The organism is Herminiimonas glaciei, from assembly GCF_042664955.1.
GTDB classification, from domain to species: domain Bacteria; phylum Pseudomonadota; class Gammaproteobacteria; order Burkholderiales; family Burkholderiaceae_D; genus Oxalicibacterium; species Oxalicibacterium glaciei.
Window position 1 is genome coordinate 1,244,097 of the sequence record NZ_JBHTBU010000001.1, and the last position, 15,738, is coordinate 1,259,834.

The window sequence follows — 15,738 nt, forward strand, 5'->3', positions numbered from 1 at the left end:
ATATTGTTGCCGACAGCTGTCGGAAGTATACTTAGGACACTAATTAAATTAAGGAAGTAAGCATGAGTTCAAACTATTGGCGCGAGCGCTGGATCAAGGCTTTGGTAAAAAATGGCATGGAACGCAGTGCAGCAGAAGCCGCTTTCGCAGCAACCTACAGCAAACAACCTGCCGACCAGTCCAAAAGCCCGGAAATCCAGGCCTTGATGTCGCTTGATCTCGGCCAAAGCAACTTCAAGACAGCCAGCCCTGCGCACGCTTAATCAGCCAGTGCTCAAGTAAAGCCTGACATTCGTCAGGCTGTCTGTCCGCCGAATACATAGCCGGACACGACCACATTCATCACCTTGTCTTCAAATATCTTGCGCCCTATGTCGTCACCGGCGGCACCTGCCGCCACCATCAGCGGCAATAAATGATCCGGGTGCGGTTGCGTCAGTTTCGCATCCGGCGCTTTTTCCCATTCTTGCAGTAAGGCGTCACGCTGCTGTGCGCTGGGCGCGGCTATGCTGGCGCTAAGCCAATCGTCGAAACGTTTGGATGGCTCGGTAAAGGCCGGGCTGAAGCCGCGCATATTGTGGAAACTCATGCCGCTGCCGACGATCAGCACACCTTCATCGCGCAATTGCTGCAAGGCGGCACCGGCGCGCAAATGCTCGGCCGGATCCAGCGTCTTCTTCATCGAGAGTTGCAGGACCGGGATATCGGCATCCGGATAAATCAGCTTGAACGGGATAAACACACCGTGATCATAGCCGCGCTGGCTATCGGTTTTCACCGGGATCCTGGCAGCCGTCAACAAATCAACGACGCGCTGCGCCACTGCCGGCGCACCCGGTGCCGGGTAAGTCAATTCATAGGTATGCGGAGGAAAACCGTAGTAATCGTAAATCAGCGGCGGTTGCGCCGTTGTCATTACGGTGAATTCATCTTCCATCCAATGGCCGGAAATCACGAGGATGGCCTTGGGTTTGCTGCCGACTTCCTGATGCATATTGCGCAGGAAATCAGCCATGCGATCCCACATATGCGGGTCGCCCGGCCAATTCATGAAAAAGCACGGACCGCCGCCATGCGGAATGAAGAAAGTCGGTACACGGGTGGCGTCGCTCATGGGAATATCCTGTCGCAGTAAATCAAGCCACTATTGTGCTGCCGCTGCGATTTTTTTGCTGGCGATGCATCAGGAATCACTGTGCCTGCACGTTTTCACCCGTTGGCATATGAACAGACCTGCTTACTCTGCGTCGTTTTCCGGCAATTTGAGTTGGCCTGTGTGATAGTCGTATTCATAGACTTCGCCGTAACGACCCCACTCGACCACGACTTCCAGTACGCGCTTGGCTTCTTCTTCCTTGAGGAACTCTTCCAGCGAATCGAGGAAGCGCTTCTCCGACAAGGAGCCGGTAACCTCACGTTCGAGGCTATGCCGTATATGCGTCGCCAACGGCACATGTGTCAACAGCTGCTGGCCGAATATTTCCTTGCGGCGCATGTGCGCGGCTTGCGCGTAGCTATGTCCGAGGGCGGTCAAGGTGATATCGCCCTTCTCTACCTGCGCCAGGCCCAGCAAGCCGAGTGCTTCATAGGTCGGGAACAATTCTTCATCCGGCAGCTTCGCTTCTTCGGTCAATTCCGGCAAATCGGCGCGACCATTGAATGGTGGTGCCGCCAGCAAATCGAGTACGCCTTCGATATGTGCAACATCGGTTTCCGGCAGGCGATAGCTGAGGTGCGCCTGCAAGGCCGCCCCCGTCGTGACTTCCTGCGGCGTGCGCATTGTCATCAGTGCATACACTTCATCGATCAGGGCGCGCACCTCGGCCGAATCCGGATTACGCGGACGCGGCAAATCGATCCTGATTTCGCTACGGATGCGCCCCGGGCTGCTCGACAGCACCAGGATGCGATCAGACATCATCACGGCTTCTTCGATATTGTGCGACACGATCAGGATGCCCTTGGTCGGGATACGGTTCTCTTCCCACATCTCAAGGATATCGTCGCGCAAGGTTTCACCCGTCAACACATCGAGGGCGGAGAAAGCTTCATCCATCAGCAACACATCCGGCCCCGTCACCAGGCCGCGGGCAATACCGACGCGCTGCTTCATGCCACCCGATAATTCACGCGGCAACGCGCCACCGAAACCGGCCAGGCCGATCAGGTCGAGCATTGCATCAGCGCGTTTTTCCCGTTCGTCCGGTGGCACGCCTTGCGCTTCCAGTCCGAGCTCGACGTTTTGCTGCACCGTCAGCCACGGGAACAAGGCAAAGGATTGGAACACCATCGCAATGCCGGCCACCGGGCCGTAGATATTCTTGCCGCGATACGTCGCGCTACCGCTATCGGCCGGGATCAGGCCAGCCATGAGGCGCAACAGGGTCGACTTGCCCGAGCCGGACTTACCCAGCAAAGCCACGATCTCGCCTTCAACCAGGGTGAAATCCACCTGCTCCAGCACGCTGCTCGGCGTACCGTCCGCGGTCTGGAAGGATTTGTCGACGCCCTTCAATTCAATCAATACATTCCGGCTCATCCTGCCTCCTAACGACTACGGTCTTCTGCCAGCAAATACAATTTGCGCCAGAAAAATCGGTTCAACAACATTACGAATATGCACATCACACCTATGCCGAGCGCAATGCGATGGAAATCGCCGGCATCGGTCATCTGCTTGATGTAACTGCCAAGGCCATCGGCGATCAGCGTGGTCTTACCCCAAGTCACGTATTCGGCGACGATGCTCGCATTCCATGAACCGCCGCTGGCCGTGATGGCACCAGTGACATAGCTGGGAAACACCGCAGGCAGGTACACCCGCTTCCACTTCAACCAGCCTTTCAAGCCAAGATTATCGGACGCCAGGCGCAATTCATTCGGGATCGTCGATGCACCGGCCACCACATTGAACAGGATGTACCACTGCGTGCCGAAGACCATCAAGGGACTGAGCCAAATATTCGGGTTCAATTGCATCGTCAGCAGCAGGTACACCACCAGCGGGAACATCAGGTTCACCGGGAACGCCGCGAGGAATTGCGCCAGGCCCTGCACCCTTTGCGAGTACTTCGGACGCAAACCTATCCATACCGCAATCGGCACCCACACCAACGAGGCCAGCGCAATCAGCAACAAGACACGTGTCAGCGTAATCACACCCAACCACAGCACATGCCCGACTTCGGCCCAGCCGACTTCGCTATGTACAAAAATCCCGAGGCGATACACCGCCAGGCAGGCGGCGACCAGCAGCAATACATTCCACACCCGCATCCACACCGGATTGATGGCGCGTGCACTGGCGCGTGGCGCAGTGCCGTCATAGGACACGCTGAACCAACCCAGCGTGCTGCGCAACAGCGCCCACATGCGATCGGTACCGGCGCGCATCCAGCGGCTGCGACGACCCCAGTTCAACAGCCATGAACGTTGTTCTGTCTCGCCTTGCGATTCTTCAAAGCGGAATTTGTCGGCCCACGCCAGCAAGGGACGGAAGAATAGCTGGTCGTACAACACAATGCCAGCCAGCATTGCGCCTATCGCCCACAAGATCGCATGCAAATTCTTTTCTTCTATCGCCACCGCGATATAAGCACCGATGCCGGGCAGCTTAATGTCCTGGTTGGCGACCGAAATCGCTTCAGCCGCGACTAGGAAAAACCAGCCGCCGGACATCGACATCATCATGTTCCACAACAAGCCCGGCATCGCAAACGGCAACTCCAGCCGCCAGAAGCGCTGCCATCCGGACAGGCGGAACACGCGCGCCGCCTCATTCAATTCCGACGGCACGGTACGGATCGACTGATACAGGCTGAAGGCCATATTCCATGCCTGCGAAGAAAAGATCGCGAATATCGCCGCGCATTCGACACCCAGCAGACTGCCGGGAAAAAAGGCGATGAAAGGTGCAATCGCAATCGCCTGGAAACCAAGGATAGGCACCGACTGCAGGATATCCAGTGTCGGGATCATCACCTTCTCGGCGGCGCGATACTTCGCCGCAATCGCCGCAAACACAAAGCTGAACAACAAGGCGCAGCCGAGCGCGATAAACATGCGCAAGATAGTGCGCAACAAATAATAAGGAAGATTGGATGGATCGAGTGAGATAGGCGTGGCTTCGCCGACCACAAAGGGTCGTGCCATCTGCATGGCGCCAAAGCCGACCGCCACCAGTACCGACAGTACCAGCGGCAGCAAGGCCCAATCCCAGCGATTCGGTGAAATCGCCAGCAGGGAGCGGTCTGTCCTGCGAGGAGCGAGCGACTCGAACATATTAAAACCTTGTATTCATGGGTATCCGGCCTGGTATGCAGGAAAGTGCGTGTTTCCCGCAGGATGACAGCTCAATGTGACAACACGCTTAAATACTTCGCCAGCGGTGTTCAGCAAAAGCAATCAGTCCCGGCATTAGCCAGATACAACGCAGTCAAGCCCTAGACGGTGGACACGGCCAACGCAAGGGCAAACTATATAAACGAAAGGGAGTAGAGAAAGAACAAACGAGGACCGTTTGTCTTGCAAGCCACTACCCGCCATTGCGGCAAGGTAGCGATGAGGATCGTGGGCTACCTTGCCAGTGTACTGCCTGTGTGAGAACTACAACTGGAACAGCCCATTCTGGAACCCCATAGCAAAATAATCGTCGCACTTTACCACCAAGCCACGCTTTCTTCCAGCGCCTGGTGAATCTGCGCGGAAAGTAATTGCATCACCCCGAATCCGCTTGCATCTGCTGACAATCGCGAGAAATAAAAATTAAAGATAACAATCAAGGGCAAACAGGAGTATGTTGAAGAAAAAATAATAGCTTCCGATCTGTCATTTGACAGAATCAGGCAATCTCACTGGGCGCCGGGTTCTACTTATGCAAGATGGTAATCAAAACATGGCCCTGCGTGGCCCCTCCGTCGCCGACGACAGCGACACCTCCCCCGAAGCAGATCAATTCAGGCAGACCATCGCCGGTTTGCTGAAGCGTATCGACCGCGAAGCAGAACAGCTGCGTCAAAAAACCGCCGATTTGTTAACCCAGGGCGGCGCGCTGCACGAAGCAACGCAAAGCAAGCATGTGCTCGAAGCCCTGGTGGTCCAGTTGCGCGAGGCAAACCAGGACCTGGCATTGGCCGCATCCGGTGCACAGGACTTGCAGGCCAAGGCTGAATCCGCCAAGCATCGCCAAGACGAATTCCTCTCCATGCTGGCGCACGAACTGCGCAATCCTTTGGCTCCTATTGCGATGGCGGCGGACTTGATGGGCAAGATTTCAAACGCCCACCCCCTCCTGCCCAAACTGCACGGCATCATCAGTCGCCAGGTCAGCCATATGACACATCTGGTCGATGACCTGGTGGATGCATCGCGCGTCAGTACCGGTAATATCACCTTGCAAAGGCGTTCACTGCTGCTGGCGGAAATAATCGAGAGCGCGGTTGAAACCAGCCAGCCCTTCATCGATAAACGTACGCAGCAACTCAGCATCTCGATGCCGGATGCGCCCGTCATCATCCATGGTGATCTGGTCAGGCTGGCACAGGCTTTTGCCAATCTCATTATCAATGCCACCAAGTTCACACCTGTAGATGGACATATCGATATCCTGGTGCAGTTACAGACCGATACCGTCAAGGTCGTGATCAAGGATGACGGGGTGGGAATTGCCGCAGATATCCAGCCCTACATCTTCGAGTTATTCCGCCAAGGGCCGCTGTCACTGGACCGCACACAAGGTGGCCTCGGGATCGGACTGTCGCTGGTACGCACCGTGGTGGAAATGCATGCCGGTACGGTAAGCGTCTATAGCGCCGGTGCCGACCTCGGCAGTGAATTCACGGTAGAGCTACCGATTGCTGTCGAGTTCATCAAGGATGGGAATGAAGATGATGCACCGGCAGACGGCAGCAAGGGTTGCCGCATCCTCCTCATCGAAGATAATGCCAACGCCAATGAAATCCTGAGTGATTTACTGACGATGGAAGGTCATACGCTGACATCCGCCTTCGATGGTACATCCGGGCTGGAAATGGCCAAGGACAATATCTATGACGTCATCGTGTGTGATATCGGCTTGCCCGGCATCGATGGCTATGAAGTGCTCAGGCAGTTGCGTCTGCATACGGCGAAACCGGTACCGCTGTGCATTGCGATCAGCGGATACAGCCAGCAGGAAAATAAAATAAATGCTGCAAGCGTAGGTTTCGATCATTACATGGTGAAACCGGTCGCCATTGATGCCCTGGTAAATTACATTGCACCACGGCTGCCGCACTAGCATAGGCTGCGCAAACGTGTGACGCGTTTGCGCATCATTAACAACGTTATCCGTGCACCTTCCGCTCCTGCGGAAAACAAATCGCACCGATAATCACCAGCACGCACAGACCGCCCAAAGCCTGCAGCATCAAGGCGAATCCGCCACGCTCATGCAAGGTCGCAACCACGCCGACCGACACCCCTGCCGCCGTAAACCCGAGGAAGTAACGCACCGAATAAGCCCGCGCCCGCCATTCATCGCTGGTGTACTTACCTATCATCGCGTCGTTGACCGTAACCTGCCCAAAGATACAGATCACGATACCGATGCAAATCAATATGAGCGGCAAGCCGGACAGGCTGGCGCTGAAGTACAGCAAGGGTGCCAGCGTCAACGCGAGCGGCAGGAACAAGATCTTCAGCGAATGACGATCCAGCAAATGACCGATGATGTACTGCGCCAATGCGCCGAATACATATGTTCCCGCCACGATCACGCCCAGTAATGCTGCATTCACGGTGATGCCCGACAGACGCTCCGCAAACAGTTTGGGCATCGCCACGGTAAACGCGTTGAATGTCGTCGAACTGGCGATGATGGTGATCACCAGTGCCACGATCACGCGCCACATCGCATCCTTGGAGACGCGCACCGAGCCCTGCTGCGCCCCTTTGCGCACGGCACGTGCTTCGTGCCTGACCTTGATAGCAAACAATATCCCTATGACCATGGTGGCCGCACCTGGCAACAGGAAAGCCCAGCGCCACCCGAGGTACTGGCAAACGATGCCGGTTATCAAGGCAGATGACGCTACGCCGAGATTGCCCCACACGCCGTTGACGCCCACTTCACGCCCCAGTTTCTCCGCATGTGCGACCAGCATCGCAGTGCCGACCGGATGGTAAATCGCAGCGAACAAACCGACTGCCAACAAGGCGATACCCAGTTGTTGCGGCGTTTGTGTCAGGCCCACTGCCATCATCGCGGCACCAATGCCGATGAAAAAAATCACCATCATGTGGCGTCGACTCCAGCGATCGCCGAGCCAGCCGGTCAGCAATGAGCCGGCACCGAAAGCCACAAAACCGGGTGTCGCATATGGCAATAGTTCGCCATATGTCATGCCGAATACCGGCGCGATCACGATGACCGCCGCTGCGAATACCAGCATGGCGTAATGATCGATAAAGTGTGCGAGGTTGATATAAGCAATAACGGTACGGGGGTGGTTCATTAGCTGCCTTCCGGAAAGATCGCAGCTAGGTTAATATGGGAAGTCATCGATTGGAAGACAAATAACATCGCCAACACGCCAATATGTCCTATCCCAGCGCACACTGCCGCACCTCTTTCCCTGCCCACCAGTCGTGGCAAGTAATGGAGCATAAATGGCTATAGGCGCCCGCTTCTATCCGCGCGGCACCCGTCTCGGCCTGCATGTGCATCGTGAGGCGCAACTGCTGTTTGCCGCCAGTGGCGTGATGCAGGTGACGACGCCCAAAGGTCGCTGGCTGGTGCCGCCGGCCCGCGCCGTCTGGCTGCCGCCCGGCATAGAGCACGCGGTCGACATGCTGGCAGATATCGAAATGCGCGCCTTGCTCATTCCCGCCGACAAGCTGGCATTGCATCCGGAAGCACCGCGACTGGAATCAGAATTTGTCGCGACAGTCGGTCCACTGCTGCGCGAAACTATACTGGCTGCTTTCAAGCCGGGCTCGCATCCGCGCCGCCTCGCACTGTTGATGGAGCTGGCGCTGTTTGAACTCGCCGAGGACGAAGATGCGACGACTTTCATGCCAATGCCGAATGATGCGCGTGCACGCCGGGTGGCAGACATGATCCTCGCAGATCCGTCGAATGACAGCGAACTGGAATTACTGGCCTACACCGCAGGTGCATCGGCACGCACCATCACCCGCCTGTTTCCTGCTGAAACCAACCTGACCTTCAAGGAGTGGCGACAACGCGCACGCATCATGGCGGCGGTTGAAGCCCTCGGCAACGGACAAACATCGATCAAGCACGTTGCACTGCAACTCGGCTTCAGCAGCGTCGCCGCCTTCGGCCACGCCTTCCGGCAAATCATGGGCATGACGCCGAGCGAAATGATGCGCCGCTCGGGACCAGACGCGTCATAAAGCTCAAACCACTGCCCGGGAATGACGCCGGCACACATTCTTGGCGCACAGAAACACCTGGCGGCGTGTAAGGAATTTCTGACTGCAGAATGCAAATATTTGAGTTTGATCCTGGTGCTAAGATCATTTTCAATTATTCGGCACGCCCCAGTCAGCGCCATCCCATCCAACTTATTCCTTCTGTATCCGATGGCCAACCATTAAAGTCCCTGTCTTGCCCCCAAGAGGAGAACAATATGTCGGAGCTATTCCGTAGATTTTCGATTAACTGCTCGAACGGTGTCGGCTCATACTGGGCCTTCCTGCTGGCATTGCTGGTAGTGCTGGCATGGGTCATCAGCGGCCCGCTCTTTGATTACTCGGACACCTGGCAACTGATCATCAATACTGCCACCAGCATCACCACCTTCCTGATGGTGTTCCTCATCCAGAGCTCGCAAAACCGCGAAGCCAAGGCGACGCAACTCAAACTGGATGAACTGATACGTGCGCTCGACGGAGCACGTACGAAAATGGTCAACATTGAAAACCTCTGCGACGAAGACCTTCAACGCTTGCGGAATGAATTTGAAAAAATCGGCCACACCACCGGCATGGAAGGTATGCCGCCCGAAGACAGCAAGGGCAACAAAGCTTAGAAACTTTGCCTGCGGGAACACATCCGGGATCTGCTGCTTTCTATAGCCTCCCTATTTCTTACGTGGCATCGCGGCGCGCACTGACTCACTATCCTTCGAGAGTTCGTTACATTGAGAGTATTGGTATTGGATGGCGCTATACAGCGCTTTCTTGCTGATGTCCCAGCCTTCCCCCGTCGCTGATGTGGCAGGGGAATACGTATGACTATCTATCGAAAGGAATCAGAAATGGCTACCTTAAAAGAATTTATGAAACCTGATGTCCAGGTAATAAGCCCTGAGGCCACGATCCAGGATGCGGCAAAGAAAATGAAGGCAGGAAACTTTGGCATGCTGCCGGTCCATGAAAACGACAGGATGATAGGTTCGATCTCGGATCGCGATATTGTCATCCGTGCCGTGGCAGAAGGAAAACCCTCTTCAACCAAGGTTCGCGATGTGATGACCAAAGGCATAGTCTGGGCCTTCGAAGACTCCAGCCTGGCTGAGGGCGTGCGCCTGATGTCGCAGCATCAGGTACGCAGGCTGCCTATCGTCAACAGCCAGAAACGCCTGGTCGGCATCGTTGCCATCGGTGATGTCGCAGTCGAAAGTTCCGAGTTTGAAGTGGTGGGCGAAACATTGTCCGAGATTTCAGAGCCGGCCTGATCCTGCGTGAAATTCAGGACATTTAATCCAGGGATCGCTCCGCACGCGCAGGCGGCTCGCGATCCCTTATTCATTTTTTCATGGCACACAAAGGCTGAATAAATTTCGCAAACACTTAACTGACACGGCAAGATTAAACACTTCCTGCTTTCTTACACGAAGTCGAAGCATGCGCCGACATCATTAATTTTGGCATTCCGATAATATTCTTCTCACATCACCGGAGCCGGCGGTTCGAAAATATACCGGTACCAATTCCCCACCTCCGAAATCAAATGCAGCATCCCCGGTTTCGGAAAGCAGTTGCTTCAGGCCCGCCAGTCAGCAAGTGGCAAGCGTCTCCCCAACAGCAATCAACTCAAAACATTCAGCAAATATCAGGAAATGTGTTGCGCCAGTATGGCGTCCAGCAAGCCGGGAAAGCGGCTTTCAATATCGGCACGGCGCAGCGTATTCATATGCATGGTGCCGGTATTTTCCGTGTACACCAGGCCGGACTCGCGCAAGACCTTGAAGTGATGGGATACGGTGGATTTTGGACGTCCGCCATCCAGTTCGCCGCAGGATGCAGCATCAACGCGGGCCAGATGCCGCACGATGTCCAGCCGTATGGAATCACTCAAGGCGTACAGGACACGTTCGAGGGAGAATTCACTGGCTGCGGGATGCTTAAAGGGACGCATAAGCAACATCATACACTTTCAGCTATACTAATTCCATTGTTCGTATATATACGAACTAACGAAGCAAACAAACACGCAACACTAACAACTTATCAAAGGTAGCCATGTCCGCCCTATTCCAGCCATACACACTCAAAGACGTCACCCTGCGCAACCGTATCGCCATCCCGCCCATGTGCCAGTACATGGCGGTTGACGGTCGTGTTAACGACTGGCATCAAGCCCATTACACCAGCCTGGCGCGTGGCGGTGCCGGCCTGGTGATCGTTGAAGCAACCGCGGTAGCGCCTGAAGGCCGTATTACCCCAGGCTGCACAGGCATCTGGAATGATGGGCTGGCGCAAGCTTTTGCACCTATCGTGCAAGCCATCAAGGCCGCCGGTTCTGTGCCCGGGATCCAGATCGCACATGCCGGACGCAAGGCCAGCGCCAACCTTCCATGGGAAGGCGATGACCATATTGCTGAAGGTGACCCACGCGGCTGGCAAACGATTGCACCATCCGCCCTCGCCTACGGCAAAGGTTTGCCGAAAGTGCCACGTGCGATGACGCTGGATGATATTGCCCGCGTAAAACAAAACTTCGTTGACGCGGCAGTACGTGCGCGTGACGTCGGCTTCGAATGGCTGGAACTGCATTTCGCGCATGGCTACCTGGCGCAGACTTTCTTCTCCGCCCATTCCAACCAGCGTACCGACATTTATGGTGGCAACGCCGAAAACCGTGCGCGCTTCCTGCTGGAAACCTTGCGTGCAGTGCGTGCCGTCTGGCCGGAAAACCTGCCGCTGACGGTACGCTTTGGCGTCCTTGAATATGACGGCCGCGATGAAGCAACCTTGCTCGAATCAATCGGCCTGGTCCGTGAATTCAAAAAATCCGGCATGGACATGATCAGCGTCAGCATCGGATTTACGATTCCGGAAACTTCGATTCCGTGGGGCCCCGCCTTCCTCGGCCCGGTCGCCGAACGCGTGCGACGCGAAGCCGACGTGCCGGTCTCGTCCGCCTGGGGCTTTGGCACACCGGAGATCGCACAGCGCGTCGTCGAACAACAGCAACTGGATATCGTGATGGTCGGTCGTTCACATCTCGCGAATCCGCACTGGCCTTACTTCGCCGCCAAGGAACTCAAGGTCGAGCGCCCTTCATGGGTCTTGCCGGCACCGTATGCACACTGGCTGGAACGCTATTAATCACCCAATCAAGCAATTACCCACGACTGATGTGGGGCAAGGCTGAAGACAGCCTTGCCGCGCACCGGCACAACCTACTGGAGGAGCACCATGAGCAAGCCTGAATTCTTTATCACTCCCGGCTATGGCGATTTCATGCTGAAGGAGCTGCATTATTCGCAAGCGGTAAAAATTGGTAATCGTGTCGAAACTTCCGGCCAGGGTGGCTGGGATGACGAATTCAATTTCCCGGCATCCATCGAAGATGAGATTGCCAAGGCATTCGACAATCTCACACGCACGCTGGCGGCTGCCGGTGCCAGCTGGGAGCATGTGATCCATGTTAACTCTTACCATGTCGGCGGCTTTCCACCGGAGGTAAATGCGACGATGGTGAAGCTGTTTCGTCACTACATGCCGAAGCACTCGCCAATCTGGACCGAACTGGGTGTGGCCGCACTCGGACTGCCGCAAATGCGTATTGAAATCCGCGTGACTGCAATTATTCCCTGAATGTTGACGTAGTCAGTGAGGGCCGAACGGCCCTCACTTATTTGCGTGGACGCTTAAAGCCGTACCACAGCCCTACGACGATAGGCGCAGCCAATGCGGCCCATGCGAACCAGTGCCAGACGCCGGTCTCGACCAGTGCGGTGACCAGGCCGAACAAAGTCAGTGCGGCCAGCAACAAGGGCGTGCGCCAGACGAACCAGAAATTGCTGCGTTGGGTAGTTTGATTACGCGCCATATTTATTCAGCTTCCAGTTGATGCGCGTGGATCAACTTCTCCATTCGCGCTTCGTTGGTTTTCCGCCGCACTATCCACAGATACAAGCCGCTGCCCAATACGACGATGGAAATCAGGTCGAGTATCGCCCACATGATTTGCATCGGCCTGCCGCCGTAATCGCCAAAATGCAAAGGCTGCGATACCAGCAAGCCGGTCAGATACCATGGCAGCGTACGACTGTCTGTCACTTCACCGCTAGTCGCATCAACCAATACCGGTTTGAACAGGCGCGAAGTCAACGCTTCAGTGCCGCGCATGAATATCCCGTAATGATGCGGGCTGCTGAAACTGGTCCCCGGGAATGCGATGAAACCCATCTTCATATCCGGCTCCAGCGCAATCGCAGCATCCACCGCTTTTTGCAGGGAACCCAATTCAGTGATGGGTGGCTTGCCTTTGTAAGGCGCAACCATCTCCGCCATTTGATCGAATTGCCAGTATTTGACCAGCAAGTCGGCCCAGGTATTGATGACACCTGTCGCACCGACTACCAGCAACCAGGCCAGCGTGACGATGCCAAGCAGATTATGCAGGTCCAGCCACTTCAGCCGGGTCGAACGCTCTGTCCTCACCGTACCGAACTCCAGCTTCTTCATGAACGGTCCGTACAACACCACACCGGAGATAATCGCTACCAACAGCAATATCCCCATGAAACCGAGGAAGAGCATACCGGCCAGGCCGGCAAACAGGTTCACATGCAGAGAAAACATGATGTACATGAAGCCGCTGCTTAGCGGTGGCTGACCAAGCACTTCACCGGTACGCGCATCCACCGCCACCTGCTTCATATCAACTTCCGAAGTCGGCGTGGTCGCCAAGGTCACGAACCAGATACGATCATCGTCAGGCTCCTGCGATGCAAACATGCCTACCTTGGCAGGATGCTGGGCCAGCGCAATCTGCATCACGCGATCCATGCTGATGCGCGGCGTATTCGCAGGCATCTCCGCCGCTTCGATCTCGGTACCGAGCAGATGCCCGATCTCGTGATGGAAAATCAGCGGCAAGCCGGTGATACACAGCAGCAGCATGAACACGGTACACACCAGGCTGGACCACTTGTGGATCCAGGCCCAGCGACGCAGTTTGCCACCGTTCATCAGAAGTCGACGGAAGCGGTCAGGCTAAAGGTGCGCGGGTTACCCAGTACCAGATAACCGCTGCCTTCCGAACCGCCGACGGATGCCCAGTAATTGCGATCAGTTACGTTATCAAGACGCGCGCGGATGGTGACCAATTTACCTTGCACTTCTGTCAGGTAACGCGCACCGATATCCAGGCGCGCCCAGCCAGGTACTTTCAATGTATTGACTGCGTCAGCGTAGCTACTGCCTGTTGCTGTCACCCGGCCGTTCACGGAGAAGCCTTGCACACCTGCGACATCCCATTCCGCGCCTAGGCTACCCTGTACTTTTGGTACACCAATGACACGCTTTCCATCTGTAGTTGCACTACCGCTGGATTCTTGTTTTGCATCAAGGAAGGTGACACCGCCGAGAATTTTCAGGCCGCGCATGACTTCGCCGAATGCCGTTAATTCAAGCCCCTGGTGTTTATCCTTTCCTTCCGCGCCATAGACATTTGCCGCATTTGTGAAAACACGCGGTTTATCCGTGGTGAATAAAACTGCAGAAGCGCCGAGTTTGCCGCCGTCATATTTGACGCCGACTTCCTTTTGTTTCGCGACATACGGGGCAAGAATCTGGCCTGCATTTTGCACAGGACGACCACCATCGAGTGCCGGTGCGGTTGAACCCGGGCTAAGGCTTTCAATATAGTTGGCGTAAATTGAGACTTCCTTTGCAGCCTTGTAGACGATACCTGCGGCAGGACTTACGCGACTCGCTTTGTATGTTTCGGTCAATGCGGAGGTACCGTAGGCAAAAGCTTTGGTGTCCACCGTCTGATGACGGGCACCAACGGTCAATAGCACCTTATCGTCAGCGAAAGACATGGTGTCGCCAATCGCATAGCTGGTCAGTGTCTTTTTAGCTGTCAGATTGGGATTAGCCAAATCACCGCCGCTCACTGCCAGGCCGCTAAAGGCAGGGAGTCCGCTGAGTACAGGGTTATACAGATTTGTATTTTGTGTATTGGTATTGTCGTATGTGTATGCATTCTTTCGCTCAGAATCAAAGTATGCATAAGAGGCAACCAGCGTATGTTTTACCGCACCGGTCGTGAGCTTGCCGCGTATGCCCAACTCCCCTGCTTTTACTGTTTCTTCCCCGGTATTATCAAAGCGGTAGGTATTGCCGGCACCAGTAATAGCATCTGTTAAATTGAAGTTCCGCAAGGAATTTGATTCCTTGCCTTTGCGCATACCGGCGGCAAACCAGGTCGTCACATTTTGATTGATATCGTATTCACCGCGCACTGTGCCGAACATATCGCGCTCATCAGAATAGCTGCCGGGCTGCGCCCAATTGCTTGACGCATCAGGTGCACGCGGTACTGAAGTCACGGCAGACACGCCTACATTGGTACGCGTTTCATTGAGTCTATGGTTTTGATAACCGATGTCAGCAGACAAGCGTGCATTGCTGCTACGCCAATCCAGACCTAACGAAACCACATCCAGCTTGACGCTTTCCCGGTCTACCCCGGTTCCACCATCCCGATGCGCAGCATTGATACGTATACCGGTGCTGTCGTTCGGACCAAAGCGACGCGCAACGTCAGCAGCAATATATGCTTGCGAACCGCTGGCGGTGCCTGCAGTTACCTGGGTAAGCGGCTCATTGCCGGCACGTTTGGGCAGCAGATTAATTGTGCCGCCGATACCATCACCGCTCGGTGTAATGCCGGTCAGGAAGGTACTGGCACCATGCAACACTTCGACGCGTTCAAACAATTCGGAGGAAATATATTGCCGAGGCAGCAGGCTATACAGCCCGTTGTAGGCGATATTGTCCGAACTTAAAAGGAAGCCACGTATGAAGTAGGACTCCTGGAAATTACCAAAGCCGCGCGCCACGCGTATCGATGGATCATTCTGAAGAATGTCACCAACACTGCGCGCCTGCTGATTCTGGATCAGTTCGTTTGTATAGCTGGTAATCGAAAACGGTGTATCCATATTGTCTTGCGTACCCAAAATACCGGCACGCCCGCCCCTTGCTACCTGTCCGCCTGCATATGGCTTCGACAATCCTTCGGCCGATGCATCCGCACTCGACGTTACTGTAATCGCTTCAAGTTGCGTCGTCGTAGTTGCTTCAGTTGTTTGAGCCTGCGCTGCACCTGCCAGGAAAGGAAGCGCCGCCTGCAATGCACATACCAGCAACGTGGGTCTGAAAAATGCCTGGATATGGGAATGGGCAGCCATCGATGATTCCTTTGTACTTGAAGAAAAGTGAGCCGGCATGCAACGAGATAAACAGTTGCAAACAATAATGAAAATGATT

The 15,738-nt window shown here is 55.2% G+C and carries 15 protein-coding genes; 7 read left to right on the plus strand and 8 right to left on the minus strand.

Features of this window, described 5'->3' with window-relative positions; all coding sequences use genetic code 11:
- Positions 1 to 62: 62 nt before the first annotated feature.
- On the plus strand, positions 63 to 263 hold the full coding sequence (locus ACFQPC_RS05475) for a hypothetical protein (RefSeq protein ID WP_382270627.1): 201 nt from the start codon (positions 63 to 65) through the stop codon (positions 261 to 263).
- A gap of 32 nt (positions 264 to 295) precedes the next feature.
- Here the strand turns inward: ACFQPC_RS05475 and ACFQPC_RS05480 are convergent, their stop codons facing one another.
- The 3 genes from ACFQPC_RS05480 to ACFQPC_RS05490 all read right to left on the minus strand — a co-directional run bounded on the left by ACFQPC_RS05480 (position 296) and on the right by ACFQPC_RS05490 (position 4,281).
- Positions 296 to 1,114 carry a DODA-type extradiol aromatic ring-opening family dioxygenase gene (locus tag ACFQPC_RS05480; protein ID WP_382270629.1) on the minus strand — a complete coding sequence of 273 codons (819 nt, stop codon included), beginning with the start codon at positions 1,112 to 1,114 and terminating at the stop codon, positions 296 to 298.
- 123 nt (positions 1,115 to 1,237) lie between these two features.
- The gene (locus ACFQPC_RS05485; RefSeq protein WP_382270631.1) at positions 1,238 to 2,539 is read right to left on the minus strand and encodes an ABC transporter ATP-binding protein; all 1,302 of its coding nucleotides are present in this window, start codon (positions 2,537 to 2,539) and stop codon (positions 1,238 to 1,240) included.
- Positions 2,540 to 2,547: 8 nt separating this feature from the next.
- Positions 2,548 to 4,281, minus strand: coding sequence for an ABC transporter permease (locus ACFQPC_RS05490; RefSeq protein WP_382270632.1), 1,734 nt, complete (start codon positions 4,279 to 4,281; stop codon positions 2,548 to 2,550).
- 592 nt (positions 4,282 to 4,873) lie between these two features.
- Between ACFQPC_RS05490 and ACFQPC_RS05495 the strand changes: the two genes are divergently transcribed.
- The gene (locus ACFQPC_RS05495) at positions 4,874 to 6,277 is read left to right on the plus strand and encodes a hybrid sensor histidine kinase/response regulator (protein ID WP_382270634.1); all 1,404 of its coding nucleotides are present in this window, start codon (positions 4,874 to 4,876) and stop codon (positions 6,275 to 6,277) included.
- A 46-nt stretch (positions 6,278 to 6,323) separates the two neighbouring features.
- Here the strand turns inward: ACFQPC_RS05495 and ACFQPC_RS05500 are convergent, their stop codons facing one another.
- The gene (locus ACFQPC_RS05500) at positions 6,324 to 7,493 is read right to left on the minus strand and encodes an MFS transporter (RefSeq protein WP_382270636.1); all 1,170 of its coding nucleotides are present in this window, start codon (positions 7,491 to 7,493) and stop codon (positions 6,324 to 6,326) included.
- 154 nt (positions 7,494 to 7,647) lie between these two features.
- On the opposite strand from ACFQPC_RS05500, the gene ACFQPC_RS05505 reads away from it, so the two are divergent.
- The 3 genes from ACFQPC_RS05505 (at position 7,648) to ACFQPC_RS05515 (ending at position 9,683) form a co-directional block, all read left to right on the plus strand.
- Positions 7,648 to 8,397: an AraC family transcriptional regulator gene (locus ACFQPC_RS05505; RefSeq protein ID WP_382270638.1), complete on the plus strand. Its 750-nt coding sequence runs from the start codon at positions 7,648 to 7,650 to the stop codon at positions 8,395 to 8,397.
- A 236-nt stretch (positions 8,398 to 8,633) separates the two neighbouring features.
- Entirely contained in the window at positions 8,634 to 9,035 is a 402-nt protein-coding gene (locus ACFQPC_RS05510; RefSeq protein ID WP_382270640.1) for a low affinity iron permease family protein, read from the plus strand.
- Between the two features lie 228 nt (positions 9,036 to 9,263).
- Positions 9,264 to 9,683: a CBS domain-containing protein gene (locus tag ACFQPC_RS05515; protein WP_382270642.1), complete on the plus strand. Its 420-nt coding sequence runs from the start codon at positions 9,264 to 9,266 to the stop codon at positions 9,681 to 9,683.
- Positions 9,684 to 10,060: 377 nt separating this feature from the next.
- Here ACFQPC_RS05515 and ACFQPC_RS05520 read toward each other — a convergent pair whose 3' ends face one another.
- Positions 10,061 to 10,366: an ArsR/SmtB family transcription factor gene (locus ACFQPC_RS05520; RefSeq protein WP_382270644.1), complete on the minus strand. Its 306-nt coding sequence runs from the start codon at positions 10,364 to 10,366 to the stop codon at positions 10,061 to 10,063.
- A 104-nt stretch (positions 10,367 to 10,470) separates the two neighbouring features.
- On the opposite strand from ACFQPC_RS05520, the gene ACFQPC_RS05525 reads away from it, so the two are divergent.
- Positions 10,471 to 11,559, plus strand: coding sequence for an NADH:flavin oxidoreductase/NADH oxidase (locus tag ACFQPC_RS05525; RefSeq protein WP_382270646.1), 1,089 nt, complete (start codon positions 10,471 to 10,473; stop codon positions 11,557 to 11,559).
- Between the two features lie 90 nt (positions 11,560 to 11,649).
- A complete protein-coding gene (locus ACFQPC_RS05530; protein ID WP_382270648.1) occupies positions 11,650 to 12,051 on the plus strand; it encodes a RidA family protein in 402 nt (133 codons plus the stop codon).
- 37 nt (positions 12,052 to 12,088) lie between these two features.
- Here ACFQPC_RS05530 and ACFQPC_RS05535 read toward each other — a convergent pair whose 3' ends face one another.
- The 3 genes from ACFQPC_RS05535 to ACFQPC_RS05545 are packed head-to-tail and all read right to left on the minus strand — an operon-like array spanning position 12,089 to position 15,659.
- Positions 12,089 to 12,286: a hypothetical protein gene (locus ACFQPC_RS05535; protein ID WP_382270649.1), complete on the minus strand. Its 198-nt coding sequence runs from the start codon at positions 12,284 to 12,286 to the stop codon at positions 12,089 to 12,091.
- Positions 12,287 to 12,288: 2 nt separating this feature from the next.
- Positions 12,289 to 13,431, minus strand: coding sequence for a PepSY-associated TM helix domain-containing protein (locus ACFQPC_RS05540; protein ID WP_382270651.1), 1,143 nt, complete (start codon positions 13,429 to 13,431; stop codon positions 12,289 to 12,291).
- A complete protein-coding gene (locus ACFQPC_RS05545; RefSeq protein ID WP_382270653.1) occupies positions 13,431 to 15,659 on the minus strand; it encodes a TonB-dependent receptor in 2,229 nt (742 codons plus the stop codon). The genes ACFQPC_RS05540 and ACFQPC_RS05545 overlap by 1 nt, the downstream gene beginning before the upstream one ends.
- Between the last annotated feature and the right edge of the window lie 79 nt (positions 15,660 to 15,738).